Annotated in this window: 15 protein-coding genes; 7 read left to right on the top strand and 8 right to left on the bottom strand. The window is 63.3% G+C overall.

Annotation, left to right across the window (positions count from 1 at the left end; genetic code table 11):
• Nucleotides 1-66: 66 nt before the first annotated feature.
• Nucleotides 67-741 (top strand): ribose-5-phosphate isomerase RpiA, encoded by a 675-nt coding sequence (gene rpiA, locus APH33_RS12790; protein WP_054885499.1) that lies wholly within the window; start codon nucleotides 67-69, stop codon nucleotides 739-741.
• A 30-nt stretch (nucleotides 742-771) separates the two neighbouring features.
• Here rpiA and APH33_RS12785 read toward each other — a convergent pair whose 3' ends face one another.
• From APH33_RS12785 to APH33_RS12775, 3 genes are all read right to left on the bottom strand, one after another.
• Nucleotides 772-1695: an SdiA-regulated domain-containing protein gene (locus APH33_RS12785; protein ID WP_054885498.1), complete on the bottom strand. Its 924-nt coding sequence runs from the start codon at nucleotides 1693-1695 to the stop codon at nucleotides 772-774.
• A gap of 182 nt (nucleotides 1696-1877) precedes the next feature.
• Nucleotides 1878-2543, bottom strand: coding sequence for a fumarylacetoacetate hydrolase family protein (locus tag APH33_RS12780; RefSeq protein ID WP_054885497.1), 666 nt, complete (start codon nucleotides 2541-2543; stop codon nucleotides 1878-1880).
• A gap of 15 nt (nucleotides 2544-2558) precedes the next feature.
• The gene (locus APH33_RS12775; RefSeq protein WP_054885496.1) at nucleotides 2559-3965 is read right to left on the bottom strand and encodes an FAD-binding oxidoreductase; all 1407 of its coding nucleotides are present in this window, start codon (nucleotides 3963-3965) and stop codon (nucleotides 2559-2561) included.
• A gap of 171 nt (nucleotides 3966-4136) precedes the next feature.
• Between APH33_RS12775 and serA the strand changes: the two genes are divergently transcribed.
• Complete coding sequence (gene serA / locus APH33_RS12770) at nucleotides 4137-5366, top strand: phosphoglycerate dehydrogenase (RefSeq protein ID WP_054885495.1); 1230 nt, start codon at nucleotides 4137-4139, stop codon at nucleotides 5364-5366.
• Nucleotides 5367-5411: 45 nt separating this feature from the next.
• Here the strand turns inward: serA and APH33_RS12765 are convergent, their stop codons facing one another.
• Nucleotides 5412-5888, bottom strand: coding sequence for a DUF4399 domain-containing protein (locus tag APH33_RS12765; RefSeq protein ID WP_054885494.1), 477 nt, complete (start codon nucleotides 5886-5888; stop codon nucleotides 5412-5414).
• A gap of 198 nt (nucleotides 5889-6086) precedes the next feature.
• Between APH33_RS12765 and APH33_RS12760 the strand changes: the two genes are divergently transcribed.
• Complete coding sequence (locus APH33_RS12760) at nucleotides 6087-6608, top strand: ABC transporter substrate-binding protein (protein WP_054885493.1); 522 nt, start codon at nucleotides 6087-6089, stop codon at nucleotides 6606-6608.
• Here APH33_RS12760 and APH33_RS12755 read toward each other — a convergent pair.
• Both APH33_RS12755 and APH33_RS12750 read right to left on the bottom strand, forming a co-directional pair.
• Nucleotides 6547-7056: a DUF523 domain-containing protein gene (locus tag APH33_RS12755; RefSeq protein WP_054885492.1), complete on the bottom strand. Its 510-nt coding sequence runs from the start codon at nucleotides 7054-7056 to the stop codon at nucleotides 6547-6549. The genes APH33_RS12760 and APH33_RS12755 overlap by 62 nt on opposite strands.
• A complete protein-coding gene (locus APH33_RS12750; RefSeq protein ID WP_054885531.1) occupies nucleotides 7043-7675 on the bottom strand; it encodes a 2OG-Fe(II) oxygenase in 633 nt (210 codons plus the stop codon). Before APH33_RS12750 ends, APH33_RS12755 begins: the two co-directional genes overlap by 14 nt.
• Nucleotides 7676-7788: 113 nt before the next feature.
• Between APH33_RS12750 and APH33_RS12745 the strand changes: the two genes are divergently transcribed.
• The gene (locus tag APH33_RS12745; protein WP_054885491.1) at nucleotides 7789-8541 is read left to right on the top strand and encodes a DUF2059 domain-containing protein; all 753 of its coding nucleotides are present in this window, start codon (nucleotides 7789-7791) and stop codon (nucleotides 8539-8541) included.
• On the opposite strand, the gene APH33_RS12740 is transcribed toward APH33_RS12745, so the two are convergent.
• Nucleotides 8542-9468 carry an alpha/beta hydrolase gene (locus APH33_RS12740; RefSeq protein ID WP_054885490.1) on the bottom strand — a complete coding sequence of 309 codons (927 nt, stop codon included), beginning with the start codon at nucleotides 9466-9468 and terminating at the stop codon, nucleotides 8542-8544.
• Between the two features lie 115 nt (nucleotides 9469-9583).
• Here APH33_RS12740 and APH33_RS12735 point away from each other — a divergent pair, with 115 nt between their 5' ends.
• On the top strand, nucleotides 9584-10153 hold the full coding sequence (locus APH33_RS12735) for a DUF6436 domain-containing protein (RefSeq protein ID WP_054885489.1): 570 nt from the start codon (nucleotides 9584-9586) through the stop codon (nucleotides 10151-10153).
• Here the strand turns inward: APH33_RS12735 and APH33_RS12730 are convergent.
• Entirely contained in the window at nucleotides 10132-10698 is a 567-nt protein-coding gene (locus APH33_RS12730; RefSeq protein WP_054885488.1) for a sugar O-acetyltransferase, read from the bottom strand. The two genes, APH33_RS12735 and APH33_RS12730, sit on opposite strands and share 22 nt — an antisense overlap.
• A gap of 87 nt (nucleotides 10699-10785) precedes the next feature.
• Here APH33_RS12730 and APH33_RS12725 point away from each other — a divergent pair, with 87 nt between their 5' ends.
• A complete protein-coding gene (locus tag APH33_RS12725) occupies nucleotides 10786-13155 on the top strand; it encodes a penicillin acylase family protein (RefSeq protein WP_054885487.1) in 2370 nt (789 codons plus the stop codon).
• Nucleotides 13156-13193: 38 nt separating this feature from the next.
• On the top strand, nucleotides 13194-14012 hold the full coding sequence (locus tag APH33_RS12720) for an alpha/beta fold hydrolase (RefSeq protein ID WP_054885486.1): 819 nt from the start codon (nucleotides 13194-13196) through the stop codon (nucleotides 14010-14012).
• Nucleotides 14013-14030 lie beyond the last annotated feature (18 nt).

The raw sequence follows: 14030 nt of genomic DNA, 5'->3' as shown, positions 1-14030 counted from the left end.
GCAAAGCCGCCCGAGCCGTTATACTAGGCTCCTTTGACTACCGCCCTGCCCCTTTCCGGAGCCCGCATGACCCAGGACCAACTCAAACAGGCCGTCGCCCAGGCCGCTGTCGACTTCATTCTGCCAAAGCTGGATGAAAAGAGCGTCGTCGGCGTCGGCACCGGTTCGACCGCCAATTTCTTCATCGACGCCCTGGCCCAGCACAAGGCCGCCTTCGATGGCGCGGTCGCCAGCTCCGAGGCCACCGCCCAGCGTCTGAAGGGCCATGGCATCCCGGTCTATGAGCTGAACAGCGTCAGCGAGCTGGAGTTCTATGTCGATGGCGCCGACGAAAGCGACGCGCACCTGAACCTGATCAAGGGCGGCGGCGCGGCCCTGACTCGCGAGAAGATCGTCGCGGCCGTGGCCAAGACCTTCATCTGCATCGCCGACGGCAGCAAGCTGGTGCCGGTGCTGGGCGCCTTCCCGCTGCCGGTCGAGGTCATCCCGATGGCCCGCAGCCACGTGGCGCGTCAGCTGGTCAAGCTGGGCGGTGACCCGGTGTACCGCGAGGGCGTGGTAACCGACAACGGTAACGTGATCCTCGATGTGTACAACTTGCAAATCACCAATCCGGTTGAGCTGGAAGCACAGATCAACGCCATTGTCGGCGTGGTGACCAACGGCCTGTTCGCGGCGCGCCCGGCGGACCTGCTGTTGCTGGGTACCGCCGAAGGCGTGAAGACCCTCAAGGCCGAGTAACGGCGAGCCCGAGCGAGCCGAGGTACCCGGTCAGTCGTTCTTCTTGAAGCGATAGAACAGGTTCGGCTCGCTGACCATGTACAGGTTGCCCTGATCGTCCATGGCAACGCCTTCGGCACGCGGGATGGTGTGCTGCAGGCCGTTGAAACCTCCCAACAAGGTCATGAAGCTGACCTGCTGACCCTGCTCATCAAGCTCCAGCAGCATGTTGGAGTCGGCCGACAATACCAACAGATGCCCCGTGCGCGGGTCGACACCCAGGGCCGACAGGTTACGCAAGTCGAGTTCGTCGTTGGCCAAGACCTGTTTGTCACCCTTGAGCGGGCTGCGCCCGTCGCTGCTCCAGGTATACAGCTTCGGCGGCCGCTCCTCACCGATCACCAGGCGCTGGCGCATCGGGTCCCAGGCGACGCCTTCGAAGCCCTTGTTGCGCTTCATCGACTCGCCCAGGTCGTAACTCTGGAAATCCGCGTGGTTCAGCGAAACGGTCTGGGCATCCACCTTGACCACGGTCAGGTCGTGCAGGCGTTCATCGGTGATCGCCAAATGGCCATCTTCCATCACGGCGACGCCTTCCGGGTTGTTCCAGCCCACCAGCGGTATCTTGCGCAGCACGTCGCCGTCGAGACTGAGCTCGACCAGGTACGGGTTCTTGCCCATCACCGCGAACAACGTGCGAGTGTGCGGGCTGTAGGCGATGTCCGAAGCTTCGTCATCCTCCATGCCCGGCAACACTTTGCCGTCGATGTCGACCTGATAGTCCGGCAGCCACACGCTTTCGCTACGCTCGGCGCTGGTTTCGAAGCCTTCCTTGACCCACAGCATGCCGCGGTCATCCCAGTGCATGGCCACGGCCACGCCGTAACCGATCACCGCCGCAACGGCCAGGCCGAAGGTCCAGCGCAGGTAGAAGCGGCGCTTGGGGGATGCGGATGCGCTGGAGGATGCTGGCATGCGAAATTCCTGGGGACATGGGCGAAGATCCGCGCATTATCCGGATGGGGTGTGAAAAAATCGGTAAACCGCGCCAGCCTCTTCGCGGGCACGCCCGCACACAGGGATCGCATAGAGCCTGAGGCTTGTGCATCACCTGTGGGAGCGGGCGAGCCCGCGAAGAAGGCCGCCGCGGTATGGGCTCAGAGCACCCGGCTCTCGAAGCGGCAGACGCCCGGCAGCTCCAGCACCAGCTCGTCACCGACATTGAACGGCCCGACACCGGCCGGCGTGCCGGTCAGGATCACATCCCCTGCCTGCAGCGAGAAATGCGCCGCCATGTACTGGATGATCGGCACGATAGGGTTGAGCATCATCGCGCTGTTGCCGTCCTGGCGCACTTCACCATTGATGGTCAGGCGCACCGGAATATCGGTCACATCTTCAAAGGACGCTGCGGAAACGAACGGTGGCAGCACGCAAGCACCATCAAAGCTCTTGCACAGCTCCCACGGCAGGCCCTTTTCCTTGAGCTTGGCCTGCACGTCGCGCAGGGTCAGGTCCAGCGCCGGGGCGTAGCCGGAAATGGCATCCAGCACTTCTTCCTCGGACGCACTGGACGACAGCGGCTTGCCCAGCAACACGGCAATTTCCGCCTCGTAGTGCACCGAGCCACGGTCGGTCGGGATCTTGAACCCGCCTTCCAATGGCACCACGCAGCTGCCCGGCTTGATGAACAGCAGCGGTTCGGCAGGAATGGGGTTGTCCAGTTCCTTGGCGTGTTCGGCGTAGTTGCGGCCGATGCACACTACCTTGCCCAGCGGGAAATGAATGCGCGTGCCGTCTACGTACTGGTGCTGGTAACTCATTGCCGACTCCTTTGCTTACTGCTTTTGTTCAGGAGCGAAGATCTTACCCGGATTCATGATGCCGTTAGGGTCGAAGACGGCCTTTATTGCCTTCATGCAGGCAATTTCTTCGGGCGAGCGGCTATAGCCCAGGTAGTCGCGCTTGGTCATGCCCACGCCGTGCTCGGCAGAGATCGAGCCGTTGTAGCGCTGGACGATCTCGAACACCCACTTGTTGACCTTGGTGCATGAGGCGAAGAAGTCATCCTTGCTCATGTGCTCGGGCTTGAGGATGTTCAGGTGCAGGTTGCCGTCACCGATGTGGCCGTACCAGACCACCTCATAGTCCGGATAATGCTCGCTGACGATGGCATCGATATCGCGCAGGAACGCCGGCACCTTGGAAACGGTGACGGAAATGTCGTTCTTGTAGGGCGTCCAGTGGGAAATGGTCTCGGAAAGGTACTCGCGCAGTTTCCACAGGTTCTTCAGCTGGGTTTCGCTCTGGCTCATCACCCCATCCAGCACCCAGCCCTGCTCGACACAATGCTCGAAGGTGGCCAGCGCTTCGTTGGCAACCTCCTCGGTGCTGGCCTCGAATTCCAGCAAGGCATAGAACGGGCAGTCGGTGGCGAACGGTGCAGGCACATCGCCACGGGCCATGATCCTGGCCAGGCCCTTGTCGGAAAAAAACTCGAAGGCGGTCAGGTCGAGCTTGCCCTGGAAGGCATGCAGCACCGGCATGATCGAGTCGAAATCCGGCGTGCCCAGCACCATCGCCGTGAGGTTGCGCGGGGCACGATCCAGGCGCATGGTCGCTTCCACCACGAAGCCCAGGGTGCCTTCGGCGCCGATGAACAGCTGACGCAGATCGTAGCCCGTGGCGTTCTTGATCAGGTCTTTGTTCAGTTCCAGCAGTTCGCCCTTGCCGGTGACCACTTTCAGACCAGCCACCCAGTTGCGGGTCATGCCGTAACGGATGACCTTGATGCCGCCGGCATTGGTGCCGATATTGCCGCCAATCTGGCTGGAGCCGCTGGAGGCGAAGTCCACCGGGTAATAAAGGCCGTGTTCTTCGGCAAAGGCCTGCAACTGCCGGGTGATCACCCCGGGCTGGCACACTACGGTGCGGTCGAAGGCATTGAAACCGACAATCTGGTTCATGTAGTCGAAGGCGACCACGACTTCGCCATTGGCCGCCACAGCCCCGGCGGAAAGCCCGGTACGCCCGCCGGACGGTACCAGTGCGACGTGGTGCTGGTTGGCCCAGCGGACGATGGCCTGCACCTGTTCTACGGTCTTGGGAAACACGATGGCCGTGGGCGCGGGTGGGTAGTGCTTGGTCCAGTCCTTGCCGTAGGCGTCCAGGGAAACGGGGTCGGTCAGGACCTTGCCAGGGTCGACAAGGGTCATCAGTTCATCAATTACAGCGGGGTGGGTCATCGCTGGAACTCTCGACTTATTCATAGTCACCCTGAGCACACTTCACCTGTCGGGATAAGCTCAGATTGTGTCGCGTATGCTAGCATAGCCCCCCCGCTGTTCATGCTAAGGCTGCCGTAGCGCCTGGCATCAGTCCTCGCCATTTTTTCTCCGGGATACAGGTTTACGCAGATGAGCAAGACTTCTCTCGACAAGAGCAAGATCCGGTTCCTTCTTCTTGAAGGTGTGCACCAGAACGCAGTCGATACCCTCAAGGCTGCCGGCTACACCAACATCGAATACCTCACCGGTTCATTGCCGGATGCCGAGCTGAAGGAAAAGATCGCCGATGCCCACTTCATCGGCATCCGCTCGCGCACCCAACTGACCGAGGAAATCTTCGACTGCGCCAAGAAACTGGTCGCCGTCGGCTGCTTCTGCATCGGCACCAACCAGGTCGACCTGGCAGCAGCCCGCGAGCGTGGCATCGCCGTCTTCAACGCACCTTACTCCAACACCCGTTCGGTGGCCGAACTGGTGCTGGCCGAGGCCATCCTGCTGCTGCGCGGCATCCCTGAGAAGAACGCTTCCTGCCACCGTGGCGGCTGGATCAAGAGCGCAGCCAACTCGTTCGAGATCCGCGGCAAGAAGCTGGGCATCGTCGGCTACGGCTCGATCGGTACCCAACTGTCGGTCCTGGCAGAAAACCTGGGCATGCAAGTGTACTTCTACGACCCGCTGACCAAGCTGCCGCTGGGCAACGCTGTACAGGTCACCAGCCTCAACGAGCTGCTGGGCCTGGCCGACATCGTTTCGCTGCACGTGCCTGAACTGCCGTCCACCCAGTGGATGATCGGCGAGAAAGAAATCCGTGCGATGAAGAAGGGCTCGATCCTGATCAACGCCGCCCGTGGCACCGTGGTCGAACTGGACCACCTGGCTGCCGCAATCAAGGACAAGCACCTGATCGGCGCTGCCATCGACGTGTTCCCGGTCGAGCCGCGCTCCAACGACGAAGAGTTCGAAAGCCCGCTGCGTGGCCTGGACAACGTGATCCTGACCCCGCACATCGGTGGTTCCACCGCCGAAGCCCAGGCCAACATCGGCCTGGAAGTCGCCGAGAAGCTGGTCAAGTACAGCGACAACGGTACTTCCGTTTCCTCGGTCAACTTCCCGGAAGTTGCCTTGCCAGCACACCCAGGCAAGCACCGCCTGCTGCACATCCACGAAAACATCCCGGGCGTGCTCAGCGAGATCAACAAGGTCTTCGCCGAGAACGGCATCAACATCTCCGGTCAGTTCCTGCAGACCAACGAGAAAGTGGGTTACGTGGTGATCGACGTTGACGCCGAGTACTCCGACCTGGCGCAAGAAAAACTGCAACAGGTCAAGGGCACCATCCGTTCGCGCGTCCTGTTCTAAGGTCGCAGCGGCAAGAAAAAGGGAGGCCCTGGCGGCCTCCCTTTTTTATTTCACTTCAACAGTGATCTTCTTCGATTCGACACTTGGCTTGAATGGCACGTGATATTGGTCACCCAGCACCAGTTGCAGGGTGTGCTTGCCCGGCGTCAAGGTGATGGTCGTTTCGGTTTGCGCCTTGCCGAAGTGCAGCACTTGCGGGCCGGCCGGCAACGCGGTACCAGCTGCCGGCATCAGGCTGGTCGGCAGCGGCATGTCGGCTACAGGTTCCTTGTCCACATCCACCAGCAGGTGATGGTGGCCGGTATGCGGGGTCTGGTCTCCCGCAGGCTTGAGTTGCATGCCCTCGATGCCGAACTTGACGGTGAATGTCGCGGCGACCTGCTCGCCATCTTTGGGGGAAAGGATGGAAACCTTGGCACCCGCGGGCGGCTCCTGGCTCTTCAGGGCATCAGCGGCGCTGGCGAACACCGAGACGCCCACCAGCAAACCCGCTACGGCAGCACGCGAAAATAGGCTGTTCATTCACTTCTCCTTGATTCACTTATTGACCGCTGCCAGTTAAACGAATGGCGGCGGTAGTTCACGATAGCCCACAAAGACAAATATTTCAGTTAGGGTTAAACCTCGCCAAGGCTTCAAGGTCATAGGCTGCGCTCGACTGCGACGGGGAAGAAAGTCGCGGCGAAAGTTACTCATCTGCTGAAGAAAAAGGGGCATTACATGCGTTCGACCATAGGCGTACTGCTGGCAGTACTGATCACTCCATTGGCTCAGGCCGAGCTGATAGACGACATCAACGACCGGGGCGAACTGCGCATTGCCGTGCAGCCCGACAACGCACCCTATTCATTCAAGGATCAGCAGAGCGAACGCCTGACCGGCTTTGAAATCGAGTTTGGCCAGGATCTGGCCAGTGAACTGGGCCTGCGTGCCGATTTTGTCGAGGCGACGGCAGCGGAAGTCCTGCCAGGTGTGGAAAAGGGCACGTACGACATCGCCCTGACCCCGGCGAGCGAATCGCTGAAGTCGGATGGCTCGTTCGATGTGAGCCAGGCATTTGGCGACAAGAAGCTGGTGATCCCTTTCCAGAAGGACAACCCGGCGTTCGAGACCGCGTTGAACAAAGCGCTCGACCGCCTTAAGGAAAAAGGCCGCACGGAGGAGCTGGAGAATAAGTGGTTCAAGGCCATGCAGGCAGGCGAGCCAACGCCTGCTGCGCTTGTTCCAGCTCCAGCTCACTGAAGACCTGCACGCCCTCACGCCGCAGCAATGCCGTGGTCACCCCCTCGCCCGGCACCTTCACCCCGCTGAAGGTGCCATCGTGGGTCAAGCGGTTGCCACACGAAGGGCTGCCCGCCTTCAGCACCGCCACCCCAATGCCATGCCGCCGCACCAGCGCCAGCGCCTGCTGTGCCCCGGCGAGAAATTCGCCAGTGACATCCTCGCCGGTCACCGTCAGCACCTGCACTTCACCCGCGAGCACCTGCGAGCCCTGACCTCCGGGGATCTCCGCCGGTGGCCGCGGTGTCGGCAAACCGCCCGCCACCTCCGGGCACAAGGGCACCACACGCCCTTCAGCCTGCCACTGCCGCAACACATCGGGATGCCCACTGGCCCGACCGTCATAGCGCACCGGCTGGCCCAGCAGGCAGGCGCTCACCAGCACCTTGGGCAGATCAGAACGGGTCATTGCCACGGCGCCGGAACCAGCCGGTCAACGACAGGCGCTCGCGCCTGGCCGGCAGCACTTCGTGCGGCACCTCACCGGAAAGGAATATCGCCAGGCAACCTGCCACCGGCTGCACATCGTGCTCGACATCGTCCGCCAGGAACATGCGCAGCTGCCCGCCGTCCTCCGGCAGCCAGTCTTCGTTCAGATAGAGCACCGCCGACACCATGCGCCGGTCATCGTCGCGGAAGCGGTCCAGATGCCGGCGATAGAACGCCCCCGGTGGATACAGGGCGAAGTGGCATTCGAAATCTTCCAGGCCCAGGAACAGGCCCTGGTTGATGGCCTGACGCAACTGGTCCATCGCCGCCAGGTACTGGTCGCAGGCCTCGGCCTGGCCGGGGTCGATCCACTGGATCTGGTCACCGCGAATGCTCTCGCGCACCTCCTGGGCATCACCGCGCCCGACGCCGGCCGGGTTGAGTTCGCCTTCGGCATCACGGCGCCGGCATTCAGCCGCCAGCGCGCGCACCAGGTCGGCAGGCAGGAAGAGCGCCTGCTGCGACCAGCCACGGGTGGCCAGATCGTCGACGACGGCCGCAAGCATCGGGTTTTCAGGGGAGATGTGCATGGCGCGCATCATATCCATTCGCCCTGTCGGCGCACAGCGCCACTTGGCTGAGAAGCGCTCGGATTGCTCGACAAAACGGCGCCGGGCCTAGGACAATAGCCACCTGCCGACAGGAGTCCTGAATGCGCCGTCTGTTTTCCCTGCTTCTGCTGATGATCTGCACCATGCCTGTCTGGGCAGACACCCTTGATCAACTGTACAAGGCCGCCGGCTGGCCCGACCAGCGCGCCCACTTTTCCGATGCCGTGAGCGCGGCCCAGCAGCGCTACCGCAACAGCCTGCCACCTGCGGTTTACCAGGCGCTGGTCAACAACAGCAACCAGCGCTTCCAGGCCCAGGCAATGGACAATCGTGCCTTGGCCATGCTGCGCAGCACGTTGCCCAACCCGGCGCCGGCGCTGGCCTTCTTCCAGTCGCCGCTGGGGCGCAAGATTGTCGCCGCCGAGCTGCTGGCCACGCGCAAGGACCAGCTGGCCAAGAACGCCAAGGGCCTGCCGAAGATGCAGGCCAGCGACAATCGCTTGCTGGTCATAGGCCACCTGGCCCGGGCCCTTCCAGCCCGCGAGGCCGGCGCCGAAGTCAGCCTGGCGATCGCCGGCGTAGCCGCCGACAGCCTGAGCTCGATGATCCCCGGCCTGTTCGGCGCCAACCAGGCCCAAAGCCTGCTCGACGGCCAGCGCCAGCGTCTGATGGGGCAGATCGGCGAAGACCTGAACAACACCTTGCTGTACGTCTACCGCGACCTGTCCGACGACGAGCTGGAAGAATTCGCCACCTTCGCCGAGTCGCCAGACGGCAAGGCTTATTACCAGGCCGCCGTGGCTGCGGTGCGTGCCGGCCTGGCGGTGGGCCAGAACAGCGCCGACCTCAAATGATCAGCCCAGGCGCTGCTCGATGAAATCGAAGTAACGCCGGCGAATGTCCGGCAGCTCATTGGCCAGGTGATGGCGAGCTTCGGGCAACATCAGGATCTGTGGCTCGCTGAACTTGGCCTTGAGCACTTCGAGGTTGTAGGGCCAATCCACCGTACCGTCCGCTTCGCCCTGCACGATCAATGGCCGTCGCGCGCAGTGCGGCGCCGCCTCGATACGCTTGACCCAGGCAATCAAAGCGCCGACCCAGGCCGTGGGCAGCCGCCGCGGTTGCAGCGGGTCGGCTTCGAGGAAGGGCAGGAAGGTCGGGTCGTTGGTGTTCTCGCTGAAGCGCCGCTCGATGCCGTTGACGAAGTGGCGCAATACCCGATAACTGAATTTCGACCAGCGCCAGGACCGGGGCCGCACCAGCGGCGCCAGCAGGATCACCTCGCCATCGATGGGGCTGCGCTCGCCTTCGTTCAGCAAGTGATCGACAGCGATGGCGCCACCGGTGCTCTGCCCGCACAGGTGCCAGGGCCGTGGCAGCTCCAGGCCACGCGCCTGTTCGAACAAGGCCTCCAGCACCTGCTGGTACAACGCGAAATCGCTGATGCTGGCGCGCTCGCCACTGGACAGGCCGTGACCTGGCAGGTCACAGCTGATCACCGCGTAACCGCGCTTCAGCGCCCAGTTGATCACATGGCGATAGAGGCCCATGTGGTCGTAGTAGCCGTGCAGCAAGAATAACGTCGCGACCGGCTGTTCAGGCAACCAGACCTGCCCGACCAGTTCGAACCCCGCGGCCTGGAAACCGCCCAGCCAGCTCTGCGCCGGCAGGTTCAGGCCATAGAAGCGCTGGTAGTCCTGCGCCTGCGCGGCCAACGGCTGGCGTCTGGCCAACGGCGCGAGGCTGGCACGCAGGAGATCGGGATGAAAGGCAGCGGGCATCAAGTACATCCAAGGCGGAACGAGTATTGATCTGGGATATTCAGCTCTGGCCGGCGTCGTGGCAAGCTTGCTCACCTCGAACAGGCCGCTCCCACAAGAAGGCCGCGGACATTTCATGAAGATTCGAACCATCAGACAGATATCGGCGGGCCTCGCACTGGTGCTCTGCGCCCTTGTGCTCTGGCAGGCCTACGCCACTTTCCAGTCCCGCTACCTGCGCCCGTTCGACAACCAGACCACCTTTTTCGACGGCAGCCAGCTGCAACTGCCCGCCGACCTCGCCGGCCCCGGCCCGGTCCGCGTGGTGCACTTCTGGGACCCGGCCTGTCCGTGCAACGTTGGCAACCAGCAGCACCTTGGCGAGCTGATCACCCAGTTCGCAGGCCAGGGTGTGACCTTCCACGTCCTGCAGAAGGCTGGCAGCCACGGCCAGCTACCCGCCAACCTGAGCAGCCTGCAACCCATCGCCCACTTGCCCGGCAGCGAACATTTGCCCGCCTCTCCCGCCGTGGCCATCTGGGACCGCCAAGGTAACCTGGCCTACTTCGGCCCCTACAGCGAAGGCGCCGTGTGCAACGCCAGCAACAGCTTCATCGAACCGATCATAAAGACGCTGCTGGCCGGCCGCAAAGTCAGCGCCTCCAACACCGTGGGCCTGGGCTGCTACTGCCCATGGGCCGGCTGACGCACTCGCGCCGGGTTGCCCACCGCCGTCGCCCCGGCGGGTACATCACGGGTCACCACGCTGCCAGCTCCAATCACGGCATTGTCACCAATGGTCACCCCCGGCAGGATGATCGCCGCCCCGCCGATCCACACGTTGTTGCCAATGGTCACCGGTCTCCCGCTTTCCAGCCCGCTCCGGCGGACCTCGGGGTCGAGCGGGTGGTCAGCCGTGTAGATCTGCACGTTGGGGCCGATCTGGCAGTCGTCGCCGATGCGCACCGGCACCACATCGAGGATCACGCAGTTGAAGTTCATGAACGTGTTGCGCCCGACGCTGATGTTGTAGCCGTAGTCGCAGTAGAACGGCGGGCGGATCACCGTACCTTCGCCGACATGGCCGAAGTGCTCGGCCAGCAGACCGTTGCGCGCGTCATTGAGCAGCTCGACGCTGTTGTTGTAGCGGTGCATCCAGTGCTTGTTGGCAATCTGCTCGGCCTGCAGCTCGGGGCAGCCGGCGTGGTAGAGCTGGCCACTGAGCATTTTCTGTTTTTCGCTGAGGGACATGGAAACTCCTTTGAGAGGGCTATGCTCTGTTCGCGAATCCGTTGATGATCGGACCACAGTTTCCCTTCGAATGCACAAGGAGTTTCGATGAAGCGCAGCCTGACCCTGTTGGCCGTGGTCGTTGCCTTAGCCGCTGGTGCCGGTTACTGGTACGTGCACGGCAAGCTGCCGCAGCGTGAGGGCGAAGTGGCCATGGCCGGGCTGCAAGGCCCGGTCAGCGTGCGCTACGACGCCCGCGGCGTGCCTCATCTGCAAGCACAGAGCGAAGCGGACCTGTACCGCGCCCTGGGCTACGTGCATGCCCAGGACCGTTTGTTCCAGATGGAGATCATGCGCCGCCTGGCCCGTGGCGAGCTGGCCGAAGTGTTGGGCGACAAGCTGCTGCCCACCGACACCCTGTTTCGCAGCCTGCGCATCCGCGAGCAGGCTGCGCTGATGGCGCAGCGCCAGGACCACCAATCGCCCGCCTGGCAAGCCTTGCAGGCCTACCTCGAGGGCGTCAACGCCTGGCAGGCCAGCCACCCCAAACCGATGGAGTTCGACCTGATCGGCATCACGCCACGGCCGTTCACTGCCGAAGACACGCTAAGCATCGCCGGTTACCTGGCCTACAGTTTCGCCGCAGCGTTTCGCACCGAACCCGCACTGACCTACATCCGCGACCAGCTCGGCCCGCAATACTTGAAGATTTTTGACCTCGATTGGCAACCGCAGGGCGCCCTGGGCACGCCACTGGCGGCGGCGGACTGGCAAAGCCTCGAAGCCGTGGCCCGCGCCAGCCGCGAGGCGCTGGTAGAAGCCGGCATCCCGCAGTTCGAGGGCAGCAATGCCTGGGCCGTTTCCGGCAGCCGCACCCGCAGCGGCAAACCCTTGCTGGCGGGCGATCCGCACATCAGTTTTGCCGTGCCCGCCGTCTGGTGGGAGGCAGAGCTTTCGGCGCCCGGCTTCAACCTGTACGGCTACTTCCAGGCGCTGAACCCGTTCGCGATGCTGGGGCACAACCGTGATTTCGGCTGGAGCCTGACCATGTTCCAGAACGATGACGTCGACCTGATCGCGGAAAAGACCAACCCTGCCAACGCTGACCAGGTCATGATCGACGGCCAGTGGCAAACGCTGGAAAAGACCGCGCAGCAGATTGCAGTCAAAGGCGAGCAACCCGTCACCATCAACCTGCGCCGCTCACCCCACGGGCCGATCGTCAACGAGGTTCTCGGCGCGACGGCCGGGACCACGCCGATTGCCATGTGGTGGGCGTTCCTCGAAACCGAGAACCCGATCCTCGAGGGCTTCTACCAGCTCAATCGCGCTGACACCCTGGGCAAGATGCGCGAAGCGGCGGCCAAGGTGCAGGCGCCGGGGCTGAACTTCGTCTGGGCCAATGCCCGTGGCGATATCGGCTGGTGGGCGGCGGCGAAGTTGCCGATCCGCCCCGACGGGGTGAACCCGGCGTTCATCCTCGACGGCGCCAGCAGGCAGGCAGACAAACCCGGTTTCTACCCGTTCAGCGTCAACCCGCAACAGGAAAACCCGGCCAGCGGTTATATCGTCTCGGCCAACTACCAGCCACCGGCCGTGGTACCGATACCCGGCTACTACAACCTCCCCGACCGCGGCCGCCAGCTCGACCGCCAGCTGGCCAACCCGCAGGTGAAATGGGACATGCAGAACAGCCAGGCGCTGCAGCTCGATACGGCCAGCGATTACGGCCCACGCACCTTGGCGCCCTTGTTGGCGACCCTGCGCCAGATCGCCCAGGGTGACGAGGAAAAGGAACTGGTCGAACAGCTGGCCGCCTGGCGCGGCGACTATCCGCTGGACTCCACCAGCGCCACGTTGTTCAACCAGTTCCTCTACGAGCTGGCCCAGGCCGCGCTGCATGACGAACTGGGTGACACCTGGTTCCCGGTGCTGATCAGCACCCGCGCCATCGATGCCGCACTGCCGCGCTTGGCTGCAGACGCCGATTCGCCCTGGTGGAACACCCGCGGCGCCAGCCAGCGCACTGACCGCACTGCCATCGTGCGCGTGGCCTGGCAGAACAGCCTTGGCCACTTGCGCGACACGCTTGGCAAGGACCCGGCCAGCTGGCAATGGGGCAAGGCCCATACCCTGACCCACAACCATCCACTGGGCGCGAAAAAGCCGCTGAACCTGCTGTTCAATGTCGGCCCATTTGCCGCCCCCGGCACCCATGAGGTACCAAACAACCTGTCGGCGAAGATCGGCCCGGCGCCGTGGCCAGTGACCTATGGCCCGTCGACGCGGCGCCTGATCGACTTCGCCGATGCCGGGCGGGCGCTGACCAGCAACCCGGTCGGGCAGAGTGGCGTGCCATTCGACCGGCATTTCGCGGACCAGGCCGAAGGGTATGTCGAAGGGAAATACCAGCGGGCGCAGATGGGCGTGATTCCAGCGCAGAGCACCCTCAGGCTTGTCCCCGGCACCCGTGAGTAATCTTGAAAACCCTTGAAAACTGCTGAAGAGACTGTTCCATGCAAAAACACTTCATCGAAATCGATGGCGCTCGCATGAGCTATGTCGACCAAGGCCAGGGCTTCCCGGTGCTGCTCGGCCACAGTTACCTGTGGTCGGCCGAAATGTGGCAGCCACAGGTCGAGGCCCTGTCACAGCACTTCCGGGTCATCGTCCCCGAACTCTGGGGCCACGGTGACTCCGATGCTCCGCCCGCCACCACCACCGACATGAGCGCACTGGCCCGTCAGCATCTGGCATTGCTGGACGCGCTGGACATACCCCAGTGCCACCTGGTCGGCTTGTCGGTTGGCGGCATGTGGGGTGCGCAACTGGCCATCGAACACCCCGAGCGGGTCGACCGCCTGGTGCTGATGGACACCTACCTCGGCGCCGAGCCGGAGGCGACCCGACTGAAGTACTTCGGTTTGCTGGATGCGGCGAGTGCGGCGGGGTTGTTCCCTGAACCACTGCTGGACATCGTCGTGCCGATCTTCTTCCATGCCGGTGGGCAGACGGTGCCCGAGGTGCGCGATGGCTTCCGGGCGGCGTTGAAGGCGAGCAGTGCCGAGGTGATTCGCAACAGCCTGGACCCAATGGGGCGGGTGATCTTCGGGCGGCCGGACCTGCTGGGGCGGCTGGGTGAGCTGAAGGGTGACAGGACCATCGTGATCTGTGGAGACCAGGACATTCCGCGGCCGCCTGAAGAGTCCAACGAGATGGCGCGGATCATTGGCTGCCTGGCGGCGCAGATACCGTTTGCGGGGCATATCTCCAGCCTGGAGAACCCGCAGGTGGTCAACGAGTTCTTGTTGAACTGGCTGCCTGGCAAGGCTTGAGATTGTCGGGGCTGCTTT

It is taken from the genome of Pseudomonas sp. NBRC 111130, from assembly GCF_001320485.1.
Taxonomy (GTDB): Bacteria; Pseudomonadota; Gammaproteobacteria; order Pseudomonadales; family Pseudomonadaceae; genus Aquipseudomonas; species Aquipseudomonas vlassakiae.
The sequence above is the reverse complement of the archived record's forward strand: the minus strand, read 5'-3'. Positions and strand labels throughout refer to the sequence as shown.